The following is a 21,466-nucleotide window of genomic DNA, read 5'->3' on the forward strand; positions in this document are numbered from 1 at the left end:
TTGCTGCGCTATGCGATTGGCAAGGGCATACCGCTGTTGGAAATGATTTTATATGCCCAATATCGCGACGATGTGAATAGCGGGCTTGAAAACCGGGGCATCAAGGTGTCGCCGCTGCGCTATCGCGGCAAGGTGATTTTTGCCAGCCATCATGCCTTTTTAAACAAGGTGTTCGCGCCCACCGACTGGGCTGGCATTTACCAGCGGGTTTTGATGGATATTCCGGGTGCTTATTTAACCCGTGGCCCGGTGATGTTTGGCGATGACGAAATCCCCGGCGTGATTATTCCGCTGGTGGTGATTAATAATCTGGGTGGTTTTTAGCGAGGTTTTGCCATGCTTGATATGGTTTATTCCGACGACATTGACGGCGTGATTAAAAAGCTGACGGATCTTGAAAAATCACAGGTGCCATTTGCGATGTCAAAAGCCATCAACCGGGTGGTTTTTGAGGCCCGTGGTCAGGTTTTGTCGGATATGGGGCGGCGTTTCACCATTCGCGAAAATTCCCTGAAAGCTTCCGGTGGCGGGAAAAAGCCCCTGTTTGTCGAAACCAGCAACAAAAAACAGTCTGTTATTCAGGCGGTGATCGGCACGCCGCTTTGGTTTTTGGAAGATCAGGAAGCTGGTGGCGAGAGGCGGAAAACGTCGGCGTGGCTTCCGGCGTCTGGCGCGCGTGTCGGGCGGCGCGATAGTGGGCGGATTTCTAAAAAGTTCAACCGTGCGGATGTTCGCGACGAGGTGAAGAAAAAGGCGCCATCGCGGCGGCGTCGTTCAAAAACCAACCCTGTGCCTTATGCCCCGCAAACCCCGTTTATCGCGACCATGAAAAGCGGTAAGCGGGGTGTTTTTATTCGGCGCAGCAAGAAAAAGCGCACACCGATTTCGCTGCTTTATACAGTGAATGACAGCGTGAAAATCGCGCCACGCTGGAAGTTCGGGGAAACGGTACAGCATCTAAGCGACAAGCGCCTGCGGGCCTATTTTCTGCAGGAACTGGAAGCTGCAATGGCGTCCTCGAAAAAGGGCCCGCTTAAAAGCTGGTATGTGACGCATTTGCTGGAAAGCGAAAAACCGTCTGATGTTGGTTTTGCATCGGGCGGGCTGGAGCAGCTTAAATCCGTAGGGTCGCCCATTTCAGGAATGTAATTGTTATGTTCGAAGATGAACTGCGCGAAGGCAGCTTTCGCGGGGTGCCTTTTGTCGTGCGCGATCGCTCGCGAGGGTCAGGCCGTCGTGGCCCGACGGTCGAGCGGCCCAATCGTGACGATGCACAATCGCAGGATCTTGGCCGGAAAGTCCGGGTTTATAATATCAATGCGCTGGTCATGGCATCGGACGGGTTTAGCGACCGCGACCGGATGCTTGCTGCCCTTGAAAAACCCGGCCCCGGCACCTTTGTTGACCCGTTTGGCGGGGTCAATGCCGAACGCTGGGTCAAGGTCACTGATTATCGTGAAACCCAGTCCTTTGACCAGGGCGGGGTGGCACAATTTGCCATCACGTTCGAGGAAGTGGATGAAAACGAGGAGCGCGGCTTTACCCGTGGTCTGGTTGATACATCATCCACCCTTTCCAAGCGGTCATCGGCGCTGGCATTGGCGGCGAAAAACGCCTTTATCCGGTCCTATGTCAGTGATGGCATGCCCGGCTTTGTCCGGCAAGGGGCGGCAAATGCCATTGGCGTGATTACTGATCAGGTGGGCGGGCAGGTTTTTACAGCCCTTGGTGTGACATCCACCATGTCCGACGCGATTGAAAAAATCGGTTCGGTGGGTTTAAGCGCCATTTCGGGCGGGGGTGTCGACATCGCCGATGGCTTGCAAGCCGGGTTTTCCATGCTGTCGGGTGCTGTGCCAGACCTTGATGATGGCCTGAACGGGTTTTTGTCGCTTGGTGGGTATGACGGCCTGGTATCAAATGCCCCGGCGGTAACGGGCACGCGGATTATCGAGGCAACAAATATTTCATCACTTGGCAGTTTGGTGCGGCGTACGGCGATTTCGGCGGCGGGGGAATTGCTGCCGAAATACAGTTTCGTTTCATACAATCAGGCGCGTGACATTGCCGAAAAGTTTGTCGGTGTGATTGATGCCGAAATGGACCGGGCCGGGGGCATCGACCCCGGGCAGGCTGATAACGGTGTTTTTGCCGCCCTGGCCGATTTGCGGCCCGCCGTGATTGAACATACCCAGTCCGAGGGATCAGGCAAGGCGCGGGTGATTAACGATACACCCTGGCGCAGTGAACCGGCCTTTGTCACCGCGCACCGCCTTTATGGCGATGCGACCCGTGCTAGCGAAATTATTGCCCGCAACGGCACCAAGCACCCCAACCAGATTGCGGGTGGCAGCGCAATCGAGGTTCTTGATGAATGATGAAAAGCCGGAAATCCTGCTGGATGGCGTGATTTACAATGACTGGCAAAAATGCGCCATCAACCTGTCCATCGACGATATCGCTGATACTTTTGCCGTGACCGCCACCGAATTTCGCCCCGATCATGGCGACGCCTTAAAGGCGGTTGTGCGCTATGGCGAAGAAACCATCCTGACCGGCCATATTGAAACAATCGATATTTCAACGGTGCCAGATCAGGAAGGCGTGCGGCTTTCGGGCCGCTCCAATGCCGGGGATCTGGTGGATTGTTCGGCGATTGTTTCGGGCGGGGAATTGCGCAAGCTAACCCTGTTGGAAGCGGCAAGGGTGCTGTGCAAACCCTTTGGCATTGCCGTGCGCGCCCTTGTCGATACCGGGACTGCGTTTGATAAAATCAAGGTGGAACAAGGCGAGAGCGTTTCGCAGGTGCTAGACCGCATTTGTCGCGAGCGGGGGTTTAATGCCTGGTCGGATGGGGATGGCGGCATTGCGCTGGGCCGCCCCGGTTGGGGCCGGGCGCAAACCAGCCTGCGAATGCGGTTTACGGATGGCGGGCAGCTTCGCCGCGATAACAATATTATCGAACTTTCCTCAACCCTTACCCTGTCGAACCGTTTTGATCGCTTGATCATGCGAAGCCAGGCGGCAACCAGTGATACCGATTTTGGGCTTTCTGCCGCGCAACCCGAGGCAACCGCGCGTGATGACGCCGTAGCCCGTTATCGCCCCAAAATCATTACATCGGACGGGGCAGGTGCGGCGGCGGATTTGCAAAAGCGCGTGGATTGGGAAGTTGCCCGGCGGGTAGGGAAATCAACATCGGTTCGTTACACGGTGGAGGGCTGGCGGCAAGTTGCTGGCGGTGATTTGTGGCGTCCCGGCCTGCTGGTATCGGTGGTCGATGAACCGACAAACATCAATAGCGACATGCTGATTACTGCTGTCTCGCTGACGCTTGACGAAGATAAAGGCGGTTATCGCGCCAGTCTTGACCTTGAACCGCTCGCGGCATGGCTGCCTGCGCCCACTATTTCAAAGGCCGCTGGCGGTGCGCAATACGAGGCGCTGCGCCGTGCTGCACGGGGGTGATGATGCTTGAATACCTGTTGGAACGGCTAACGCGACGCGTTGAGAACATGCTGTTTCGGGCTGTTGTGCGCTATGTGCGATTGTCCGAACAGGGTGGGGCGCGGGTGGCGCAAGTGGCGGGCCGCGCGGGTGAAACGCCCGACGATGTGACGGTGATGTTGCCCTATGGTTTTGACCACATTCCGCACCCGGTGGATGCGTCCGGGCGCGGTGCGGAAATGATCGCGCTAATGGTAGAACGCAACCTGGTGGTGGCCCTGCCTGCAATGGACCGGCGGCACCGGGCGCAATCGGGCGCATCGGAAAACGGTGAAATATCGCTCTATGATGATCAGGGGCAACGCATCACGTTAAAGCGGGGCCGTAAGGCACTAATTGAAACAGATATTTTGCATATCGTTGCGGCCAATAAGGTTATTATCACTGCCCCGCTGGCAGAATTTTCCGGCAATGTCACCATTGGCGGCAACCTGACTGTGGCCGGCGATATCACCGATCAGACAGGGGCAGGCAATGCCCGGTCAATGGCCGGAATGCGCGAAACCTATAACGGGCATGACCATGCCGAAAATGATAATGGCGGCCCCACCGGCACCCCAAATCAGGAAATGTAAACATGGCCGATTATGCCTATACCGACCTTGCTGTGCGGTTCGATGAAACGCGCAAGCGGTTTGATTTGCAATTGGTTGATGGTGTTTCTTCATCTTTTAAAACAGATCACGGGCTTGAAACCGCCATTATCGCCAGCCTGTTTACCGACCGCCGCGCGCGGGATGACGATGCTGTGCCCGATGGCGACCGTCGGGGTTTTTGGGGCGATGCCTGGCCGGTGATACCGGGCTTAAAGGTCGGGTCGCGGTTATGGCTTCTGAACCGCGAAATTATTACCCCGCAAACCATCGCCCGGGTGCGCGAATATGGCAGCGAGGCTTTGCGATGGCTGACTGATAATGGCTTTGCCCGGTCAGTCACATTTGAGGCGTTTCGCGACCGTGACGCGGGGCGTTGGGTCATTTCGGCGCGGGCCTCAATCGAGCGGCCCGATGGCCAGCTTTTTGAGCGCCGCTTTGCCAATATCTGGAACTGGATGGACCAAAACCAATGACCAGCAAGCTGACCGGCTTTTATACTCCGGCATTCCCGGATCTGCGCAATCAGGCAAAGGCGGCCTATGAAACCCGGCTGGGGCAGGGTGTGACCATCGGGCAGGGCCCTGTCGCCGCCATGCCCTATATTGATGGCATGATGGCCTTTGGTGCCTATGGCTATATGGATTACGTCGCCGCGCAAACGATGGTTTTATATGCGACCGGCGAAAACCTTGACGGGCACGGTTTTACCTATGATGTGCCGCGCCAGCCTGCCACTCGTGCCAGTGGGTCTGTAACCTTTACCGGCCTGACCGGCGCGGCGCTTGATGCCGGGCTGATCGTGAAAAGTGCGGCGGGTGTGCAATACCAGATCAAGGACGGTGTCACGCTGGTGGCTGGGCAGGCGGTTGCCACGATTACGGCGATTGATCCCGGTGCGGCGGGTAATCTGGCGGCGGGCAGCACTTTAACGCTGGTTTCGCCGGTTTCGGGTGTCGACCCAACCTGTATCGTCGGCGTGGCTGGCTTGGCCGGTGGGGCCGATGCCGAACAGGATGGCCGCCCGGGCATTCGCGAATTTTATCGGGGCCGGATTTTGGACCGTATCCGCAAACCGCCACAAGGCGGTGCCGGGTATGATTATGAAGCCTGGGCACGGGAAGTGCCCGGCGTGACGCGCGTTTGGGTGTCACCGCGTGAAATGGGTGCGGGCACTGTCACGGTGCGGTTCATGATGGATATTGTGCGCGCCGATCAGGGCGGCATTCCGCAACCCGGTGATGTCGCGATTATGCAGGATTACCTTGATGAACGCCGCCCGGTGAATGCCGATGTGTTTGCCGTGGCCCCCATTGGTGTGCCGCTTGACGTGACCGTGGCGGGGCTTGATCCTGACACGCCCGCCGTGCGCCAGCAAATCGCGGCGGAATTTTCCGATATGCTGTACCGGCGTGCCGTTCCAGGTGGCACCATTGGTCTGGACTGGATCGGCGAGGCCGTATCCGTCGCGGCGGGCGAAAACCGTCATCGGCTGACCAGCCCTACCGATGATATTGACCACGCAACCGGCCAAATTGCCATTTCCGGGGTGATAACCTATGACTGATTATGATGACCGGCTGGAAGCCTATGCCGAGACGGCGGCGGCGGCCCTGCCGCCCGGGGCCTTTTGGCAGGGATTTCGGGATTACGACGGCGCGGGCCGCGACCTTTTGCGCGCCAAGGCACAAACCTGGCTGGATGTAGACCTTGCCGCCGAACGGCTGATCGCCGAAAGCCAGCCGGGCCGTGCATCCGAAATGCTGGCCGATCACGAAACACAAGTCGGTTTGCCCGATTGCTGCTTTCAAACCCTGAGTGTCAATATCGAGGATCGCCGTAATGCCGTGCTAACCCGCTATCGAGCGCAGGGCGGCCAACGCCCGCAATATTTCATCGATCTGGCAAAAAGCCTTGGCTATGACGTGACCATCACGGAAAGCCGCCCGTTTGTCTGCGGCCTAAGCGAAATCGGCGGGGATTCATCCGGTGCCGCCCCGGTCACGCGCCTTGATACCATCGGTGCGGATCGCTTTTCGTGGAAAGTGGTGGTGCCCGAACCGCGTGTCACCTGGTTTCGCTGTGGCTCTGGCGTGCTGGGGCAGGATGCCCTTGCTACCATAAACCGGGCCGATGATCTGGAATGTTTGCTTGCCAGGTATCAGCCTGCACAACAGGATTTAACGGTTTCCTATCGCGGCATCCCCGAACCGATCATCGATATTGACCTGCGCACCGGTCTGCCTGCTGGGTGGCAATTTACCCGTAACAGCTTTGCAAGTTATGTGAATGCCAGTGGTGAAATTGCGCAGGCTGGTATCGATGAATTGCGGGTTCAGCATGACCTGCTTTCGTTGAGAAAGTTGGGCGGGCGGATTGATGGTAAATCGAGTGATCTAATGACAATTGGCTATAATATGGATCACTGGACACGAAATACCGGATCAATCGTTACTCGAACTGCTAACTACACAGAGGGTCTAATTGCGGGGCAAAATACCGCTGTGCGATGGAAGGTTGAGTCAGGTGATAGCACATCTTTGGGTTCATTTCGGGTAATTGCCTTAAACGGCGCTTCTAAATATAAATTAATGCTAGCGGTTAAGGCATTGCCTGGTAATGAAACTACCACACTTAGGTTTGGCCCTAACCATGCTAATATAGATTTGAACCCTGTTACTGGCGCATATTCGATCGCTTACGGAATTGTCTGGATCAACGATATTTCTGTTCAGAAAGTAAATGGGTTTTATTTGGTAAAAGCTAATTTCACGGTAAAACCCGATGACGACAGCGTAGAGTATGACACATTTACATTGTACAACCGTGAGCGAAATACTGTTGCTGACCTGGCTATCGATTTTTACAGTGTTGTTGATAACTGGGAACCTTTCGCATTTTTATATGGTGAAACCTGCGAGGCTGACAAACTAAAAATCCCGTTGTCCAGTGTTGCAGGCTGGCAGGATGGCGAGCCGTTTGAAATCACCGTGAGCGGTTGGACTGCGGAGGGAATTGGGCCTGTATCTCAAAATATGGTGTCGATTGATGATGGGTCATCGGCGAACTTAATAACGGCGTATCGGGATAGTGCCAGCATAATAAAGCTTGCTGTTTTATCTGATGGTGCCATGCAAGCACCAATTGCTGGGCCTGCGGTTATCGGTAAGCATCATCTGGAAATCATCGCCCACATCGAAAACAATAATTTCTGGTTTTCGGTATCCGTCGATGGCGGTGCAGCGATTACATACGGTCCTGATACTTCCGGCACCATCCCCACCGGCCTAACCACAATCGTTCTTGGCGACCGGTCAGACGGGCTGCGCACCTTGTTCGGGGAAATCGAAAAATTCAAGCTGCGCTTTTTATCAACACCTGCCTAGATCGCGTATCTCCAATCTAAAATCCAGCACAGGCCCGGTTTTCCGGGTCTTTTTTTATTCCCGAACGTTAGAGGTTTGTCATGGAATATATCCCCCCGTTCAATGGGGATTTGAGTAACCCTGATCGATCCTGGGTCAATGCCGATCCGGCAAATGCTATTGAGGGGTCCCGCCCTTCTGCGCAGGCTTTTGAACATCCGATCCGCGAAATCGTTAAAGTGATCATGGATGCGGGTCTTGAACCCGATGGCAATGACCTGACCCAGCTTTCCGCCGCAATCGCGGCCATGATTGCCGGGGCCATTGATGACCTGCCGCCTGCTGATACCTTGCCTGTTGGGGCGGTCGTGCCTGCGCTTGGCACAACGCCGTTTCCGGGTTTTTTGCTGTTGGATGCCAGCATGCCCTTGCGGGCGGATTATCCTGCTTTGTGGGCTTATGTACAAACCAGCGGCAACCTGATTACCGAAGCGAACTGGAACGAGGCGACATCCGGTTCCTTTTCTTCTGGCAATGGCACCACCAATTTCCGGCTCCCTGATGCCCGTGGTGTTTACTTGCGTGGCTTTGACGGTGGGCGCGGCTTTGATCCCGGGCGCGTATTCGGGACCTATCAGGCGGACGAGATCAAGGCGCATACGCATAGCTATGTCGCTGATCTCTTGCCACGCAATATCGGGCTTAATGATTTTGCTGGTTATGTCGGGCGTAACACCGGAACGACAGGATCAACCGGCGGCCCTGAAAACCGCGTTAAAGGCATTGTCGTTAACTGGTGCATCAAATATTAACGGATAAATCCATGAAAATTTACAATTATAGCCCGCGCAACGGTGTCTTTTTGGGCACTGCCATCGCACAGAAAAACCCGATGCATGAGGGTGAATTCCTGATGCCTGCCTGGGCGACCGATATTGCCCCGCCCGATCCAGTTGCTGGCATGGTCGCCGTTTATGATTCCGATGGTGCCACCTGGTCGCTGGTTGCGGATCATCGCGGGGAAACGGTTTACAATACCGAAACCGGGACGGCTTTTGTGATCGATGAACCGGGTAATATTCCCGATGGCCACACGGCGCTTGTGCCGCCATCGCAGGATGCCACCTGGGACGGCGCGGCATGGCAAATGCCAGCCCCGACCTATGATCAGCTTTTTGCCGCTGCGGCCAGTCGTCGTTATCGTGCTGAAATCGGCGGGTGCCTTTGGAATGATTGGGTGCAGGCAACCGATGATCGTGGGCAGGCGAAATGCATGGCCGAATTGCAGGCCATTAACGAGGGCTTGCGCGTTGATGGCGATGGCTGGAAATTTGCGCACGGGTTTGAAGCCCTGACCAATACAGAAATGCGTGATCTGGTCGTTGCGGTTCGCGCCCATGTGGCGGCCTGTTACGAAGGCGAGGGGATTATTCGGGCTGATATCGAGGCCGGAAATATTGCCGCCCTTGACGATGTTGAAAACTGGCCGAATTGGCCGGGGGTGGCGGCATGATTTATCTGGCAATTCTGCTATCGGCCATCATGTATCGCATGCCCCGCGGCGGCGGGCTGGGGCCGGGGCGTTCCTCGCTGGGCTCCAGTATTTGGGCTTTGCTGTCCGGGGCCTTGTTCGCGGTTTCGCTTAACACCTGGTACGGTTTGCTTGTTGGCCCGTTGCTGTTTTTAGGCGATGCGCCGGGGTGGTCGCGCTGGTGGCCAACCGGGAAAAACCCCAGTGTGGTTTATCTCTCGCTACGGGGGTTTTTACTGCTTAACCCGTTTATGGGGGTGATTTATTTCGGATTTTATCGCTGGCGTCATCACTTGCCGCGATATGGCCGGTTTATTGATGGCTGGACAGCCTATTCCGAACTCGCTTGCGGGCTGATCACGGCAACGGCCTGGGCGCTTGTTCTTATGGCCTTTGGCGATCCCTGATTGCCCCGAATAACTGCAATCTCTGTGGCTGCCCTCGATATCGTCGGGCGGCTTTTTTTATGGCTGCGGACATTGGGGGCAGCGTGTTTGACAAACCGCCACACGAAATTGATACGGGCTGGCTATCGGTTTTAAAGCTGTGGGGCGCGATCCTGCCTTTCTCGCTTTATGCCCGACTGCTGTATCACCGCTATCTGGTCAGCAAGGGGCACCGCAAGTTTTGGAGTTGGGATTTGTTGTGGGAAGTCCTGACCGCCGGATTTTGCGCGGTGATGTCGGCCGGGGTTGCCAGTTACCTGAAACTTGATATCGGCACGGCCTGCGGTGTTGCCAGCTTCCTTGGCTGGCTGGGCCCGCGCGGCCTGCAAGTCCTGATTGCCGATTTTCGTAATACCAAAAAATAGCAAGCGAGGTTCATAAAATGATTGATGTTGCTTTGTCGGGCATCGCTAACCGGGGGCTTATTGCCCTTTTGGGGTTTCTTTTTATCTGGGCGGCGTTGCGGCTGCTGGACCGGGTATCTGGCTTTGATTTCAAGAAATGGATTAACAATGATGAAAACCGTGATCAGGTCGGCGCTTATTTGCGTTGGCGTCTTGCTGCCTTTTGCTTCGTCTTCGGCCTCATCGTTACCTTTTCTGCATGATCTGAAATTCAGACAGGTAACGGCCCTTTATATGCCGGGCGTCGATTGGCGGCTTTTGAAGGCGCAATGCTATCAGGAAAGCCGATTGATTCCTGATGCGGTTTCGCCAGCTGGGGCCATGGGCCTTTGCCAGTTTATGCCGGCCACCTGGCGCGGCATTATCAGGCAGGGAAAGTTGCCGCCCGATGCGTCTGCCTTCGCCCCCCGGCTGTCTATCGAGGCAGCCGGGTTTTATATGGGAAAATTGCGCGCTGAATGGTCAAGCCCACGCCCGGAATGGGATCGGCATAGTCTGGCACTGGCCAGCTATAACGCCGGGTTGGGGCACTTGCTGACCGCTCAACACAAATGCAATGGGGCGGTACTTTATAGCCGTATTATTCCTTGTTTGCCTGCCGTGACGGGGCGGCATAGCGCCGAAACAATCAACTATGTCACCAGCATCTGGGGTTGGTTCGACAAGATGAAAAAAGGGTGGTGAAAATGGGATTTGCCACATTGCTGCGGTTTGCCTTGGCGAATTGGCGGCTTATTTTGATCGGCGGCGGGGTTACCCTCGTCGCCGGTTTTTTATGGTCCTACCAGGTGCGGCTTGCCAATGCGCGGGCCGATGCGCTTCAAGCCAAATATCAAGCGCTTGCCGATGCCAACATGGCCAATCTGCAAACCATCGCACAAATGCAGGCGGATCGTGCAATGGCCGATGCCGCTATTGTTCGCGAACAGGCGCGGCGGATGCAGGCCGAAACCAAGTTTTCAGAACTGTTAAAGGGGGTGAATGATGCGCCGATTGATGGTTGTGTTGGTCCTGCTGTGCGCGGGGTTTTTGACCGCTTGCGCAGCGACGCCGCAAGTGGTGACGCGGACTGAATTTGTAAAGCAGGATATCCCGGCATCATTGCTTGCCTGTGACGATCGCCCTGCCGTTCCAGTGGCCCCTGTAACCGATCAAAAAGTCGGGCGGTATATCGTCGGGTTATTATCTGCGCATGATGATTGCAAGGGCAAGCTGGATGCCGTGCGGGGGTTGGCGGTGCGAGACGAACCCTAAGAGGCTTTGCGCTTCGCTGGCTTGACTGGCTCGCGCCCGGCTTGACTGACGAGATAGTCATGCACCTTTTGATAATGCTCGTTTTTGGTTAGCTTTGGCACGTCTTGATGGGTGCCGCGTTCAAATCGTCCGCGGCTCCATTTGTTAACATAGTCTCTTATCTCTGGATGGGCGAGAATGAAGAACATGATTGTTCTGGTGCCCGTTGTTTCATCTATTTCAACACCACCTTTTTCAAATTCAATTAGCATTCCATGGGCGTATTGACGGGCATCAAGAACAAGGGACGCTTGTTCTTTGCTGATATCTTCTGGAAGCCTGGCACCCAGTGTTTTTGCAATTGAATTTTTTTGCGCTTCAGTTGCTGTATCAGACAATCCAATGTCGGGCATTTCAAATTCGGTAATTGCCGGGTTAACAATGACAATTTTGTTCTTTGACCCGGCATTTTCCGGTTTGACAACAATCATTCCAATAATGAATGCGACGACCAAAACCCCGATAAAGATATAGACGAACGTCATTTACCACCCCCGTTTGTGCCTGGAGGTGAAAAATCTAATTTAAAATTGAAATGAGAGTCAAAACAATAAGTTAACGGGTGTCCGAAATGGATGGCCCGTTATTGCTTTTTCAGCCTCACGCCGGGGCCTTCGCCGTTTTCGGCGATGAACTGAATGCCTGCGGCTTCAAAGGTGAGTTTCATGGCGTTGACTGTCGAGGTGCGAACGTCACCCCCGGCTTCAAATTTAGTAATTGTATTTCTGTTGACCCCTGATTCTCCGCTCAACTTTTGGATGTTCCAATTTAGAGCGGCACGAGCCATACGACATTGAGTAGCGTTCATTCTACCCGTTCTTTTTTATCCTGATGCCGGGGCCTTCGTTTTCTTCATCGAGAAAGATGATGCCAGCGTTTTCATAGGCAAATTTAAGGGCGGAAATTGTCGATTGATTGGAAACGCCTCCCCGCTCAAATCGACTAATTGTATTTTGGCTAACTCCCGAGTGATGGGTGGTTAAGCCAAGGGTCCAGTCCAGCGCGGCGCGTGCCATTTTGCTTTGTACAGGAGTTATCATGATTTTTTTAGCCGCACGCCGGGGCCTTCGCCGTTTTCGGCGATGAAGAGTACTCCGGCGTTTTCGAGCGCGTTTTTAATCGATTTCAATCTGTTTTCGTGCGGAATTCTGCGGCCTTTTTCAAAGTCGCGGACGGTCGAGAGACCAACCAGCGCGTGTTCGGCTAGTGCTTGTTGGGACCAATCGATTAACCCTCTTGCTGCTCGGCATTGCTCGGGGGACATGAATATACCTTTATTGTTTATTTCAACGAAAATAGTTGACTTGACCGATAAGCGTCAATACGTTTAATTCAACGATATTCGTTAATTTAAACGTAGAGAGGTTGCTATGCAGGCAAAATTTCAAATCCCCACGACCATCACCGGTCTGTCGGCGATGTACAAAGAATTGAAGCGGGTCGGAAATGGCGACGCGGATGGCAGTTTGTCCCATTGGTGGGATTCACAACTGACGGTGTTGCCTGCCCGGGATGTGGATGAATTGATGGTTAAATTCGATATGCTGACGGACTGGGCGCGGGAAGACAGCCCCGGCATGATGGCGTGGGAAGTGGAACGCCTGCATCTTTTGGTGCAATCGGTGCGCCGCGATGTGATGGCGATGAACGCCGGAGGTGAGAAATGACCAATCCGGTAGCATTTGATTTTGAAGGCCAGTCTGTTCGCACAATCGAAATTGAAGGTGTGATTTGGTTTGTGTTGGTCGATGTCTGTAAAGTGCTGGAGATTGAAAACAATCGTAATGTTGCTGCTCGTCTGGATGATGATGAAAAAAATACCGTCCATATTGCGGACGGTATTCAGGGCAACCCGAATATAACCATCATCAATGAAAGCGGCCTCTATTCGCTGATCCTGACCAGCCGCAAGGAAGCGGCCAAGCGGTTCAAAAAATGGGTGACGGCGGAAGTTCTTCCAGCTTTGCGCAAGACGGGCCGTTATGACATGGCTGGCGCCAGCCAATCGACCGGGCAGAGCCGCAAGAATTTGCCGACGTCACTGATTCCCAAAGCAGAGCGGCATTATGATCTGGCGCTGGTCCGCGAGGCGCGGGCGGTTTATGGCGAGGCCGGGGCGCGGCATGTGTGGGCCAATTCCGACACGCTGCCCGATATGTCGCAATTAAGTCGTCAGGACCGGCTGGATGATTTGGCCCGGATGCGGGGCGAAGACTGCCTAAGGTATTTGCTGCGCTATGCGATTGGCCGGGGCATTCCGCTGTCGGAAATGATTTTATATGCCCAATATCGCGACGATGTGAATAGCGGGCTTGAAAACCGGGGCATCAAGGTGTCGCCGCTGCGCTATCGCGGCAAGGTGATTTTTGCCAGCCATCATGCCTTTTTAAACAAGGTGTTCGCCCCCACCGACTGGGCGGGCATTTACCAGCGGGTTTTGATGGATATTCCGGGTGCTTATTTAACCCGTGGTCCGGTGATGTTTGGCGATGACGAAATCCCCGGCGTGATTATTCCGCTGGTGGTGATTAATAATCTGGGTGGGTTTTAAACGCGAAATCAATAGGCGACCTTTTTTATCCACCTGTATTTCTGTTCAAGACTTGCGCCATCGCCGTAGCTTGGCCGGTGGAACTTATGCCCCATAAGATCGGCCTGGATACGGTCGGGTGCCTCTGCTTTGGTCAAGGCATCCTGAAAGCTGTGACGAAGTGAATAAACGCTGTGGTCGTCGGTTTCACGCAAGTCGTTATCGGTCAGGTGACGATTTGTATTCGCGCTTAATTGTGTTGGTTTGTTGCGATAATCAATAAAGCCTTTGGGAACAAGTTCCTTGAAGGCATCAAGCGCGACGCCCGCCAGCGGCAAGGTGCGCGGTCGATACATTGTTTTCAGGCTTCGTTCGCTGTTTTCCCTGATATGGAAATGGGGGATGCCGGCATTCAAAACGATGTCGTCCGGGGCCAGCCCCGCCAGTTCCGCCGGTCCTGCGCCTGTATTGACGATAATCATAATCAGGGCGCGGCATTCCGGGTGCAGGCTTTTCAGCGCCCCAGGTGCGAGAATGCGCGTGCGAATAAAATCAGACGAGTAGGGTGGCCGCGTGTTCTTTTTCTTTTCGCGAAATCGCAACCGTGCCAATGGGTCATCAAGCCCTAATTGCAGGCCCTCGTTGACCTTCTCGAATATTTGATGAAGATGCCCAAAATCCTTGTTGGCGCTATTAATCGTCATATTTTCGGTTTCGATGCGATCCCACCACCAATCTCGAAATTTAAGGGCATCCGACCGCGTGATTTTCCCTAATTCCGGGTCGCCTGTGACATCCCCCCAGTTTCGGACGGCTTTAGCGCGCGGATTTTTCCAGCGCCGAATCTGTTCGTCATTTTTATCAGCCAGCCAGTCGCGTGTCAGTCTGACGAATTCTTCCAGCGCGTCCGCCATTGTAATGGCCGGCGCACTTGCGCCCCCGGCAAGGGCCGTTACCACGGCTTTCTTTTCAATCCCGGCTTTTTCGATCTTTTCCAGTCGCGCCAGCACATCTGTCGTGCTGGCTTCCCGTGCGATCTGGTCGGCTGGTTGATAATCAAACCCCATGGACTGGGCGATTTTGACAGCGGAGTCGTATTGATCTTTAGCTTGATCCTGATGCCCGAATTTGATGATCGAATGCCAATATTGTTCAATATCGCGGTGAACAATATCGCGTCGGGAAAGGGCTGTTTTCAGGTCGGATGTTTTAAGCGAGATACGGACAAAACCTGTGCCTAATGCCATCGATACGTCTGACGGCTTGCGGCGATAATAATAATATCTGCCATTCCGCAACAGTAAATATTGGTGTCCGTTCTCTGCCATTTGTATCCCAGTTTGTATCCCGTTTTGTATCCCATTTTTCGGGGATATACTTGGATCAAACGTGGAAAATGGTCAACAAGAACCGCGTAAACCATTGAAAACAATGGATAATATGAAATTTTTAACTTTGGGAAAATGGCGGAGAGACAGGGATTCGAACCCTGGGTACCCGTAAAGGCACGCCGGTTTTCAAGACCGGTGCATTCAACCACTCTGCCATCTCTCCGCAATGTGGTCTGTTTGTTGCGGCCCCTCAATAAGGGCACGAGGGGATGCTGTCAATATATGTTATTGCTTCGATGGTCGATAAAATTACATTTTGGGATCAAAGCTCTGCGTTGGCACCAAATTTACGCGACAGACATCGTCCCGCCCGGCGGGATGTTAAAAAACGGGGGACATATTGTTTTTTATATTTTCCAAGATTGCGGCTTTCTTTTTGCAACCCGGAAACCTTGTGACACTGGGATTTGTCACGGCCCTTGTTTTAGTACTGTTTAAGCCAACCCGACACGTCGGCCATGTGCTTTTGGTCGTTATTGCCTTTATATGTGTAGGGGTAACAGTGTTCCCGGTTGGTCAATATGGAGTGCAAATTCTGGAGAACCGGTTTGCGCGCCCGACAATCGAATCCATCAAAGGCGATAACATTTCGGGCATCATCGTTTTGGGCGGGGCGGTTGACGGACAGCAATATGTCGAGCGCGGACTGGTCGAGTATAATGATTCGGCTGATCGGGTTTTGAGCATGTTGCAACTGGCAAATCATCATCCTGATATACCGGTTATTTATAGTGGAGCCGATGGGGCCCTGGTGGCACGTGGTTTTAACGAAGCCGATGCCGTACAGGCGGATATGAGGGCGCGTGGATTTAATGCCATCAATATTGTTTATGAAAATCAATCGCGCAACACGGCTGAAAATGCAGCGCTGAGCTACCAGTTGGTGACAAAAAACTGGCCGAAACGCGCACAGGGGAAATGGCTGCTGGTAACCTCTGCCCGCCATATGCCGCGTGCAATGGGTGTGTTTCGGCAATACGATTGGTCGATTATTGCCTGGCCGGTGGATTATATCGCGCCAGCGCACCTCCATTTAACAGATATTAACGTCTCGCATTCTATCAAGATGCTGGACAATGCGTTGAAAGAGTTTGCCGGCCTGACGGCCTATTACTGGACAGGGCGAACCTCGACGTGGTTTCCGGCCCCCTGACAGGGGATAAAATAAAGCAAAGCGAATTTATTCTGACAAGGACAGGGCGAACAATATGAAAATTCGGACACTCGGAACTGTTGCCACGATTCTTGGTGCGCTTGTGATTGCAAGCCCCGTATTGGCTGCGCCCGCAGATGCCCCTTTGCCCGCCTTCACGACAGAAGGGTTCGACAAATGGCTGGCAGATTTTAAACGTGATGCGCTTAAAGACGGCATTTCCCAAAAAACCCTTGATGAGGCCTTTGCCAAAACCCAACCGATCCCCCGCGTGATCGAACTTGACCGCAGCCAGCCCGAATTCAAACTGACTTTCGAACAATATTTGCAGCGTGTTGTTCCGCAGTCACGCATTGACGAAGGACGGCGCAAATTTGCTGAAAACCGCGATATTATTGAAGCGGCGGCAAAAAAATACGGTGTGCCCGCTCATTATCTAACGGCTTTTTGGGGTATTGAAACCGGCTTTGGTAAACATACCGGCGGATTTTCAGTTATCGATTCTCTGGCGACCCTGGCCTTTGAAGGCCGCCGGGCCGAGTATTTCCGCGGCGAATTGTTAAAAGCGCTGAAAATTATTGATGCCGGCCATATTTCGGCAGCAGCTATGGAAGGATCATGGGCCGGAGCCATGGGGCAGGCCCAGTTTATGCCTTCAACCTTTATGGCCTATGCTACCGATGGCAATGGCGACGGTAAAATCAATTTGTGGACCCAAAAGGAAGACGTTTTTGCCTCTGCTGCCAATTACTTATCCTCAGTTGGCTGGAAAACGGATGAACGTTGGGGCCGCAAGGTAAGCCTGCCCAAAGGGTTTGATGCCAGCAAGGCCGGACGTGATGTGCGCAAACCAATTGCCGAATGGCAAAAAATGGGGGTTCGTATGCCTGATGGCGGCAATCTTCCCTCGGCCGATATGAAAGCTGCCATTGTTCTGGTAAATGACGGTGCCGGGCCTGCCTATATGGTTTATAACAATTTCAATACCATCATGCATTGGAACCGGTCGACCTATTTTGCCATTGCGGTCGGCACGCTTGCCGATGCCATTGCCGGTCGTTGATCGACCGATTGACGATCCTGAAATGACTTCGGAATGACAAGGAAAAACTGGATGCCAAAATCAGCTATCGGATCGGCTCGCCCGCTATGGCGCCTTGGCTGTCAAGTAACCGGGGTCGCGGCGATACTGGTGATGTTGGCAGGCTGTGCGGAAACCCAGCTTGCCGTTCACGGCGTAAAGCGGATCGGATCGCAAAACCAGACGGCGGCACCCACCCAAAGCGGTGCTTACAAAATTGGCAAACCATATGAAATTGCAGGGCAATGGTATTACCCGGCTGTTGATTATGAATATCGTGAAACCGGTATCGCATCGTGGTACGGCCCGAAATTTCACGGAAAATACACCGCCAATGGCGAGATTTTTGATCAGAATGAAGTTTCGGCCGCTCATCGAACCTTGCCCTTGCCAAGTATTGTAAGGGTCACAAACCTGGAAAATGGTCGTTCGCTTAAGGTAAGGGTTAATGACCGTGGACCTTTTGCGCGCAGCCGTATCATCGATATGTCGCGAAAGGCAGCCGAACTGTTGGGGTTTGAACAACAGGGAACAGCCAAGGTGATGGTTGAGGTGCTTGAGGCTGAAAGCCAGCAGGCCGCCTTGATTTCGCAGAGTAAAGCATCGTCACCTTCGGTCACGACGGCAGAAAAAAACACCGTTACGGCTGCCCCGAGAGCGTCGGTTGAAACCGTATCGCTTGATGCACCACCCGGCAACAAAAGCCCCAACGATTTTGATGATACTCCGGCACCAGCCAAACGGATAAAATACCAGCCTGAAACACCAGCCAACAATGTTGCGGTAACCGCCCAGGCCAACCCGGAAGTTAATGTAACACCGGTGCCGGCAAGTGCGATTTACGTTCAGGCTGGCGCATTTTCAGTTTACGATAACGCCTTAAACCTTCGTAACCAGCTCTATAATCTTGCACCAACCAAAATTGAACCCATCGATGTCAAGGGAACGACTTTTTACCGGGTTCGCCTGGGGCCGATGGCAACTGTGCCCGAAGCCGATGTTTTACTTGACCGGGTTTTGGCAACCGGGCAAACCGGGGCCAGGGTGATTGTCGAATGCGCAGGGGCAGGGGAAAAGTCTGTTGCCGGGTGCTAATTTGACTGGGAAATAACGGGTGAAAACGTGTTTGCACATTTTTGCCCAATTTGCGACATAGGACAGCCCTGTTGGCCATCGGCCAATCCTTCGGGGACGAAATAAATCAACAGGACAAGGACGTTATGAATTTACTTCCGTCAATTCCGTGCAAAGCCACATTTAATCGGCTGTTGGCCGGGGCCGCGCTTCTGGGAACCGTAATGGCAGCGACTGCCAGCCATGCGCAGGCGATTGATACCGTCGCGCGTGAAGCCTATCTTGTTGATTATGACACCGGCGCTGTTCTGTTGAACAAAAATGGCGACGACCTCGCCGAACCGGCGTCATTGACCAAGATGATGACGATCTACATGCTGTTTGATCGCATCAAGAATGGCAGCCTGACCCTGAAAGACACCTTCCATGTCAGCGAAGATGCGTGGAAAAAGGGTGGATCGAAGATGTTCGTCGAGGTTAATTCCGACGTTTCGATTTATGACCTGATCCATGGCATTATCGTACAGTCTGGCAACGATGCAGCAATTGTGGTCGCAGAAGGTATTGCTGGCACCGAAGATGCTTTTGCCCATGAAATGACGGAAAAAGCCCGCGAAATTGGCATGACCAAATCGGTGTTTAAAAACGCCACCGGCTGGCCTGCCGATGGGCACCTGGTAACAGCACATGACCTTGCTGTACTGGCACATCGCACCATTCATGATTTCCCCGAGCTTTATAAATTTTATAGTGAACCTGTCTTTACCTATAACGGTATTCGTCAGCACAATCGTAATCCGCTGCTGGGAACCAGTGCCGGTGTTGATGGCATGAAAACCGGCCACACCGAAGCTGCCGGTTTTGGTTTGACGGCCACAGCAAAACGGGATGGTCGCCGCCTGATTTTGGTTGCGATGGGCATGCATTCAATGCGCGAACGCCGTACCGAAGGGCAAAAACTGCTTGATTGGGGTTTTCGCGAATTTGACAATTACCATCTGTTTAAAAAAGATGATGTTGTCAGTTCTGCCGATATCTGGCTGGGCAATGCCGGCAAGGTAGATCTGGTAACCGATCAGGATATTACCCTGACGGTCCCGCGCAAAGATCGCAAGGATATGAAGGTTTCAGTGGTTTATGAAGGCCCGATCCCGGCACCGATTAGCGCAGGTCAGCAGGTTGCAACGTTGAAAGTTGAAATTCCCAATCAGGACGCGCAGTCATTTCCGCTTTATGCCAAATCCGGTGTTGAACGGCTGGGGCTGGTCGGGCGTATTGGCGCCGCGATCAAGTATCTGGTTTGGGGAGGCAGCAACGGGTGAGTACCCCGTCCGGAATTTTTATCAGCTTTGAAGGCGGAGAAGGCAGTGGGAAATCCACCCAGATCCGCCTTTTAGAGCAATGGTTTCGCCATCGTGGCCGTGACGTTATTGTCACACGCGAACCAGGCGGGTCACCGGGTGCGGAGGAAATCCGCGCCCTTTTGCTTACCGGTGACCCCGGCCGCTGGGACGCGGTAACCGAAGCATTATTGATGTTTGCATCACGTCGCGATCATGTCGAACGCACCATTCGCCCGGCGATAGCACAGGGCCAAGTGGTATTATGTGATCGCTTTGCCGACTCATCTGTGGCGTATCAGGGATACGGCCATGGATTAGGAGCTGACTTTATCCGTCAGCTTTGGAAGCTGGCCGTAAATGATTTTAAACCTGATCTGACATTGATGATGGATTTACCAATTGAAACCGGACTGGCACGGGCAGGGGCACGATTTGCCAATGTCAGCGCCGCAGAAGACCGGTTTGAAAAAATGGGACTGGCTTTTCACCAGCGCCTCCAGCAAGGTTTTCACGAAATTACCGCAGCAGAACCGGATCGCTGCAGGGTTGTCGATGCTGATGGGGATGTACAAACCGTTGCCGCGCGTGTGGCATCTGTCGTTGAACAGTTTCTGGCAGGACGCCCGGCATGACGGAACCCAATGATGATGACCAAGGGTACCCGACGCCGCGGCAAAACCATCAGCTAAAAGGCCACGACGCCGCAGAGCAGGTAATTGTAGATGCCTGGAACAGCAAGCGCATGCACCATGCCTGGTTGTTATGTGGACCACGTGGTGTCGGCAAGGCAACGCTGGCCTATCGCATGGCGCGATTTGCGTTGTCGCACGGAGGGGAAAATGCCGGCGGCGGGCTGTTTGGTGACGTACCAACCAGTTTGTATGTGTCGCCAGAAGACCCGGTTTTCCGCCGTATAGCAGGTGGCGGGCATGGTGATTTAAAAGTCATCGAACGTTTGTACGACGAGAAAAAAAAACGCCTTCAGGGTGAAATCGTTGTGGAGAATGTGCGCGCTGTTGGCAATTTTATGTCCAAAACCTCGGCCGAGGGCGGTTGGCGGGTGGTCATTGTCGATGCTGCTGACGAACTCAACCGCAATGCTGCCAACGCCATTCTCAAGGTTTTGGAAGAACCGCCAGCCAATGCGATGATGATTCTGATTGCCCATCAACCGGGCCGGTTGCTGCCAACCATTCGGTCGCGCTGCCGCCGCTTAAATTTGGGAACACTGGATGATCAAACGGTAAGTTCACTTTTGGCACAATATTGCCCGGATATGGAAACCGACGATATCCACGCCTTAACCGGGTTGTCTGATGGCAGTATTGGCCGGGCACTTCAATTGCACGATGTTGGCGGGCTGGAGCTGTATACCGAACTGGTCAACCTGATTGCGACATTGCCCGAAACCGATGTTGCCGCCCAGCACAAGTTTGCCGAACGGTTTTCACCGGCGGATCGTGACGAAGCCTTTGTTACCGTAACTGCACTGTTAAACTGGTGGCTGGCCCGTATGATCCGGTTTGCGGCAACAGGGACAGCACCACGCGAAGTGGTTAGTGGTGAATTGCCAGCCATGCAACGCATGGCTGCTGCGCAACCGCTTGATCAATGGCTGGAGGTGTGGGAAAAGATCACCGACCTGATGTCAGCAACGCGCGGACTTCATCTGGATCGCAAGCAGGCGCTGTTAAATGCGTTTTTCATGCTTGAGGAAACCATTCGAAGCTAGTGCGGCTGGGCTGATTTAAATAT

Annotated in this window: 29 protein-coding genes and 1 tRNA gene; 24 read left to right on the forward strand and 6 right to left on the reverse strand. The window is 53.6% G+C overall.

The window, feature by feature from the left end; translation table 11 throughout:
- The 16 genes from THS27_RS26910 to THS27_RS14795 form a co-directional block, all read left to right on the forward strand.
- Positions 1-324 (forward strand): hypothetical protein (locus tag THS27_RS26910; protein ID WP_168184906.1); only part of this gene is annotated, 324 nt, incomplete at its 5' end.
- A gap of 12 nt (positions 325-336) precedes the next feature.
- Positions 337-1,149: a hypothetical protein gene (locus THS27_RS14725; RefSeq protein ID WP_085592152.1), complete on the forward strand. Its 813-nt coding sequence runs from the start codon at positions 337-339 to the stop codon at positions 1,147-1,149.
- Positions 1,150-1,154: 5 nt separating this feature from the next.
- The gene (locus THS27_RS14730) at positions 1,155-2,378 is read left to right on the forward strand and encodes a DNA circularization protein (protein WP_085592154.1); all 1,224 of its coding nucleotides are present in this window, start codon (positions 1,155-1,157) and stop codon (positions 2,376-2,378) included.
- Complete coding sequence (locus tag THS27_RS14735) at positions 2,371-3,468, forward strand: phage baseplate assembly protein (protein ID WP_085592156.1); 1,098 nt, start codon at positions 2,371-2,373, stop codon at positions 3,466-3,468. The genes THS27_RS14730 and THS27_RS14735 overlap by 8 nt, the downstream gene beginning before the upstream one ends.
- Positions 3,468-4,082, forward strand: coding sequence for a phage baseplate assembly protein (locus tag THS27_RS14740; RefSeq protein ID WP_168184907.1), 615 nt, complete (start codon positions 3,468-3,470; stop codon positions 4,080-4,082). The genes THS27_RS14735 and THS27_RS14740 overlap by 1 nt, the downstream gene beginning before the upstream one ends.
- Before the next feature lie 2 nt (positions 4,083-4,084).
- Positions 4,085-4,576 carry a phage GP46 family protein gene (locus tag THS27_RS14745; RefSeq protein ID WP_085592160.1) on the forward strand — a complete coding sequence of 164 codons (492 nt, stop codon included), beginning with the start codon at positions 4,085-4,087 and terminating at the stop codon, positions 4,574-4,576.
- Positions 4,573-5,667 carry a baseplate J/gp47 family protein gene (locus THS27_RS14750; protein WP_085592162.1) on the forward strand — a complete coding sequence of 365 codons (1,095 nt, stop codon included), beginning with the start codon at positions 4,573-4,575 and terminating at the stop codon, positions 5,665-5,667. The genes THS27_RS14745 and THS27_RS14750 overlap by 4 nt, the downstream gene beginning before the upstream one ends.
- Positions 5,660-7,486, forward strand: a complete 1,827-nt coding sequence (locus THS27_RS14755) for a YmfQ family protein (protein ID WP_085592164.1) — start codon at positions 5,660-5,662, stop codon at positions 7,484-7,486. Before THS27_RS14750 ends, THS27_RS14755 begins: the two co-directional genes overlap by 8 nt.
- Before the next feature lie 80 nt (positions 7,487-7,566).
- Positions 7,567-8,277 carry a hypothetical protein gene (locus THS27_RS14760; RefSeq protein WP_085592166.1) on the forward strand — a complete coding sequence of 237 codons (711 nt, stop codon included), beginning with the start codon at positions 7,567-7,569 and terminating at the stop codon, positions 8,275-8,277.
- Positions 8,278-8,288: 11 nt separating this feature from the next.
- Positions 8,289-8,978, forward strand: coding sequence for a DUF4376 domain-containing protein (locus THS27_RS14765; protein ID WP_085592168.1), 690 nt, complete (start codon positions 8,289-8,291; stop codon positions 8,976-8,978).
- Positions 8,975-9,403: a hypothetical protein gene (locus THS27_RS14770; RefSeq protein ID WP_085592170.1), complete on the forward strand. Its 429-nt coding sequence runs from the start codon at positions 8,975-8,977 to the stop codon at positions 9,401-9,403. Before THS27_RS14765 ends, THS27_RS14770 begins: the two co-directional genes overlap by 4 nt.
- Positions 9,404-9,462: 59 nt before the next feature.
- Complete coding sequence (locus tag THS27_RS14775; RefSeq protein ID WP_085592172.1) at positions 9,463-9,807, forward strand: phage holin family protein; 345 nt, start codon at positions 9,463-9,465, stop codon at positions 9,805-9,807.
- A gap of 17 nt (positions 9,808-9,824) precedes the next feature.
- A complete protein-coding gene (locus tag THS27_RS14780; RefSeq protein ID WP_085592174.1) occupies positions 9,825-10,049 on the forward strand; it encodes a hypothetical protein in 225 nt (74 codons plus the stop codon).
- A 31-nt stretch (positions 10,050-10,080) separates the two neighbouring features.
- A complete protein-coding gene (locus THS27_RS14785) occupies positions 10,081-10,530 on the forward strand; it encodes a transglycosylase SLT domain-containing protein (RefSeq protein WP_085592176.1) in 450 nt (149 codons plus the stop codon).
- A gap of 2 nt (positions 10,531-10,532) precedes the next feature.
- The gene (locus THS27_RS14790; RefSeq protein ID WP_085592178.1) at positions 10,533-10,919 is read left to right on the forward strand and encodes a hypothetical protein; all 387 of its coding nucleotides are present in this window, start codon (positions 10,533-10,535) and stop codon (positions 10,917-10,919) included.
- Entirely contained in the window at positions 10,906-11,100 is a 195-nt protein-coding gene (locus THS27_RS14795; protein WP_139835594.1) for a hypothetical protein, read from the forward strand. The genes THS27_RS14790 and THS27_RS14795 overlap by 14 nt, the downstream gene beginning before the upstream one ends.
- Here THS27_RS14795 and THS27_RS14800 read toward each other — a convergent pair.
- The 4 genes from THS27_RS14800 to THS27_RS14815 form a co-directional block, all read right to left on the reverse strand.
- Entirely contained in the window at positions 11,097-11,624 is a 528-nt protein-coding gene (locus tag THS27_RS14800; protein WP_085592182.1) for a hypothetical protein, read from the reverse strand. The two genes, THS27_RS14795 and THS27_RS14800, sit on opposite strands and share 4 nt — an antisense overlap.
- A gap of 98 nt (positions 11,625-11,722) precedes the next feature.
- On the reverse strand, positions 11,723-11,947 hold the full coding sequence (locus THS27_RS14805) for a transcriptional regulator (protein WP_246832974.1): 225 nt from the start codon (positions 11,945-11,947) through the stop codon (positions 11,723-11,725).
- A 1-nt stretch (position 11,948) separates the two neighbouring features.
- Positions 11,949-12,179 carry a transcriptional regulator gene (locus THS27_RS14810; RefSeq protein ID WP_210402914.1) on the reverse strand — a complete coding sequence of 77 codons (231 nt, stop codon included), beginning with the start codon at positions 12,177-12,179 and terminating at the stop codon, positions 11,949-11,951.
- The gene (locus tag THS27_RS14815) at positions 12,176-12,403 is read right to left on the reverse strand and encodes a helix-turn-helix transcriptional regulator (protein WP_210402915.1); all 228 of its coding nucleotides are present in this window, start codon (positions 12,401-12,403) and stop codon (positions 12,176-12,178) included. The genes THS27_RS14810 and THS27_RS14815 overlap by 4 nt, the downstream gene beginning before the upstream one ends.
- Before the next feature lie 106 nt (positions 12,404-12,509).
- On the opposite strand from THS27_RS14815, the gene THS27_RS14820 reads away from it, so the two are divergent.
- Both THS27_RS14820 and THS27_RS14825 read left to right on the forward strand, forming a co-directional pair.
- Positions 12,510-12,806 carry a hypothetical protein gene (locus tag THS27_RS14820; RefSeq protein WP_085592186.1) on the forward strand — a complete coding sequence of 99 codons (297 nt, stop codon included), beginning with the start codon at positions 12,510-12,512 and terminating at the stop codon, positions 12,804-12,806.
- Positions 12,803-13,690 (forward strand): Bro-N domain-containing protein, encoded by an 888-nt coding sequence (locus THS27_RS14825; RefSeq protein WP_085592188.1) that lies wholly within the window; start codon positions 12,803-12,805, stop codon positions 13,688-13,690. The genes THS27_RS14820 and THS27_RS14825 overlap by 4 nt, the downstream gene beginning before the upstream one ends.
- Before the next feature lie 8 nt (positions 13,691-13,698).
- On the opposite strand, the gene THS27_RS14830 is transcribed toward THS27_RS14825, so the two are convergent.
- A complete protein-coding gene (locus THS27_RS14830; protein ID WP_085592190.1) occupies positions 13,699-14,997 on the reverse strand; it encodes a DUF6538 domain-containing protein in 1,299 nt (432 codons plus the stop codon).
- A gap of 136 nt (positions 14,998-15,133) precedes the next feature.
- Positions 15,134-15,223, reverse strand: a tRNA-Ser gene (locus THS27_RS14835).
- Positions 15,224-15,454: 231 nt separating this feature from the next.
- Here THS27_RS14835 and THS27_RS14840 point away from each other — a divergent pair.
- The 6 genes from THS27_RS14840 to THS27_RS14865 all read left to right on the forward strand — a co-directional run bounded on the left by THS27_RS14840 (position 15,455) and on the right by THS27_RS14865 (position 21,443).
- Positions 15,455-16,213, forward strand: a complete 759-nt coding sequence (locus THS27_RS14840) for a YdcF family protein (RefSeq protein ID WP_168184909.1) — start codon at positions 15,455-15,457, stop codon at positions 16,211-16,213.
- 55 nt (positions 16,214-16,268) lie between these two features.
- Entirely contained in the window at positions 16,269-17,276 is a 1,008-nt protein-coding gene (locus tag THS27_RS14845) for a lytic transglycosylase domain-containing protein (RefSeq protein WP_085592194.1), read from the forward strand.
- A 51-nt stretch (positions 17,277-17,327) separates the two neighbouring features.
- Positions 17,328-18,389, forward strand: a complete 1,062-nt coding sequence (locus tag THS27_RS14850) for a septal ring lytic transglycosylase RlpA family protein (protein ID WP_085592196.1) — start codon at positions 17,328-17,330, stop codon at positions 18,387-18,389.
- Between the two features lie 125 nt (positions 18,390-18,514).
- Complete coding sequence (locus THS27_RS14855; protein ID WP_085592198.1) at positions 18,515-19,690, forward strand: D-alanyl-D-alanine carboxypeptidase family protein; 1,176 nt, start codon at positions 18,515-18,517, stop codon at positions 19,688-19,690.
- A complete protein-coding gene (gene tmk / locus THS27_RS14860; RefSeq protein WP_085592200.1) occupies positions 19,687-20,343 on the forward strand; it encodes a dTMP kinase in 657 nt (218 codons plus the stop codon). The genes THS27_RS14855 and tmk overlap by 4 nt, the downstream gene beginning before the upstream one ends.
- Entirely contained in the window at positions 20,340-21,443 is a 1,104-nt protein-coding gene (locus tag THS27_RS14865) for a DNA polymerase III subunit delta' (protein ID WP_085592202.1), read from the forward strand. The genes tmk and THS27_RS14865 overlap by 4 nt, the downstream gene beginning before the upstream one ends.
- The last annotated feature ends 23 nt before the right edge of the window (positions 21,444-21,466 follow it).

It is taken from the genome of Thalassospira sp. MCCC 1A01428, assembly GCF_002115825.1.
Lineage (GTDB): Bacteria > Pseudomonadota > Alphaproteobacteria > Rhodospirillales > Thalassospiraceae > Thalassospira.

What these genes read in the sequence shown, in the direction of transcription:
- THS27_RS14725 (WP_085592152.1), top strand. Translation starts at nt 337, where the DNA reads ATGCTTGATATGGTTTATTCCGACGACATTGACGGCGTGATTAAAAAG.
- THS27_RS14730 (WP_085592154.1), top strand. Translation starts at nt 1,155, where the DNA reads ATGTTCGAAGATGAACTGCGCGAAGGCAGCTTTCGCGGGGTGCCTTTT.
- THS27_RS14735 (WP_085592156.1), top strand. Translation starts at nt 2,371, where the DNA reads ATGAATGATGAAAAGCCGGAAATCCTGCTGGATGGCGTGATTTACAAT.
- THS27_RS14740 (WP_168184907.1), top strand. Translation starts at nt 3,468, where the DNA reads ATGATGCTTGAATACCTGTTGGAACGGCTAACGCGACGCGTTGAGAAC.
- THS27_RS14745 (WP_085592160.1), top strand. Translation starts at nt 4,085, where the DNA reads ATGGCCGATTATGCCTATACCGACCTTGCTGTGCGGTTCGATGAAACG.
- THS27_RS14750 (WP_085592162.1), top strand. Translation starts at nt 4,573, where the DNA reads ATGACCAGCAAGCTGACCGGCTTTTATACTCCGGCATTCCCGGATCTG.
- THS27_RS14755 (WP_085592164.1), top strand. Translation starts at nt 5,660, where the DNA reads ATGACTGATTATGATGACCGGCTGGAAGCCTATGCCGAGACGGCGGCG.
- THS27_RS14760 (WP_085592166.1), top strand. Translation starts at nt 7,567, where the DNA reads ATGGAATATATCCCCCCGTTCAATGGGGATTTGAGTAACCCTGATCGA.
- THS27_RS14765 (WP_085592168.1), top strand. Translation starts at nt 8,289, where the DNA reads ATGAAAATTTACAATTATAGCCCGCGCAACGGTGTCTTTTTGGGCACT.
- THS27_RS14770 (WP_085592170.1), top strand. Translation starts at nt 8,975, where the DNA reads ATGATTTATCTGGCAATTCTGCTATCGGCCATCATGTATCGCATGCCC.
- THS27_RS14775 (WP_085592172.1), top strand. Translation starts at nt 9,463, where the DNA reads ATGGCTGCGGACATTGGGGGCAGCGTGTTTGACAAACCGCCACACGAA.
- THS27_RS14780 (WP_085592174.1), top strand. Translation starts at nt 9,825, where the DNA reads ATGATTGATGTTGCTTTGTCGGGCATCGCTAACCGGGGGCTTATTGCC.
- THS27_RS14785 (WP_085592176.1), top strand. Translation starts at nt 10,081, where the DNA reads ATGCCGGGCGTCGATTGGCGGCTTTTGAAGGCGCAATGCTATCAGGAA.
- THS27_RS14790 (WP_085592178.1), top strand. Translation starts at nt 10,533, where the DNA reads ATGGGATTTGCCACATTGCTGCGGTTTGCCTTGGCGAATTGGCGGCTT.
- THS27_RS14800 (WP_085592182.1), bottom strand. Translation starts at nt 11,624, where the DNA reads ATGACGTTCGTCTATATCTTTATCGGGGTTTTGGTCGTCGCATTCATT.
- THS27_RS14805 (WP_246832974.1), bottom strand. Translation starts at nt 11,947, where the DNA reads ATGAACGCTACTCAATGTCGTATGGCTCGTGCCGCTCTAAATTGGAAC.
- THS27_RS14810 (WP_210402914.1), bottom strand. Translation starts at nt 12,179, where the DNA reads ATGATAACTCCTGTACAAAGCAAAATGGCACGCGCCGCGCTGGACTGG.
- THS27_RS14815 (WP_210402915.1), bottom strand. Translation starts at nt 12,403, where the DNA reads ATGTCCCCCGAGCAATGCCGAGCAGCAAGAGGGTTAATCGATTGGTCC.
- THS27_RS14820 (WP_085592186.1), top strand. Translation starts at nt 12,510, where the DNA reads ATGCAGGCAAAATTTCAAATCCCCACGACCATCACCGGTCTGTCGGCG.
- THS27_RS14825 (WP_085592188.1), top strand. Translation starts at nt 12,803, where the DNA reads ATGACCAATCCGGTAGCATTTGATTTTGAAGGCCAGTCTGTTCGCACA.
- THS27_RS14830 (WP_085592190.1), bottom strand. Translation starts at nt 14,997, where the DNA reads ATGGCAGAGAACGGACACCAATATTTACTGTTGCGGAATGGCAGATAT.
- THS27_RS14845 (WP_085592194.1), top strand. Translation starts at nt 16,269, where the DNA reads ATGAAAATTCGGACACTCGGAACTGTTGCCACGATTCTTGGTGCGCTT.
- THS27_RS14850 (WP_085592196.1), top strand. Translation starts at nt 17,328, where the DNA reads ATGCCAAAATCAGCTATCGGATCGGCTCGCCCGCTATGGCGCCTTGGC.
- THS27_RS14855 (WP_085592198.1), top strand. Translation starts at nt 18,515, where the DNA reads ATGAATTTACTTCCGTCAATTCCGTGCAAAGCCACATTTAATCGGCTG.
- THS27_RS14865 (WP_085592202.1), top strand. Translation starts at nt 20,340, where the DNA reads ATGACGGAACCCAATGATGATGACCAAGGGTACCCGACGCCGCGGCAA.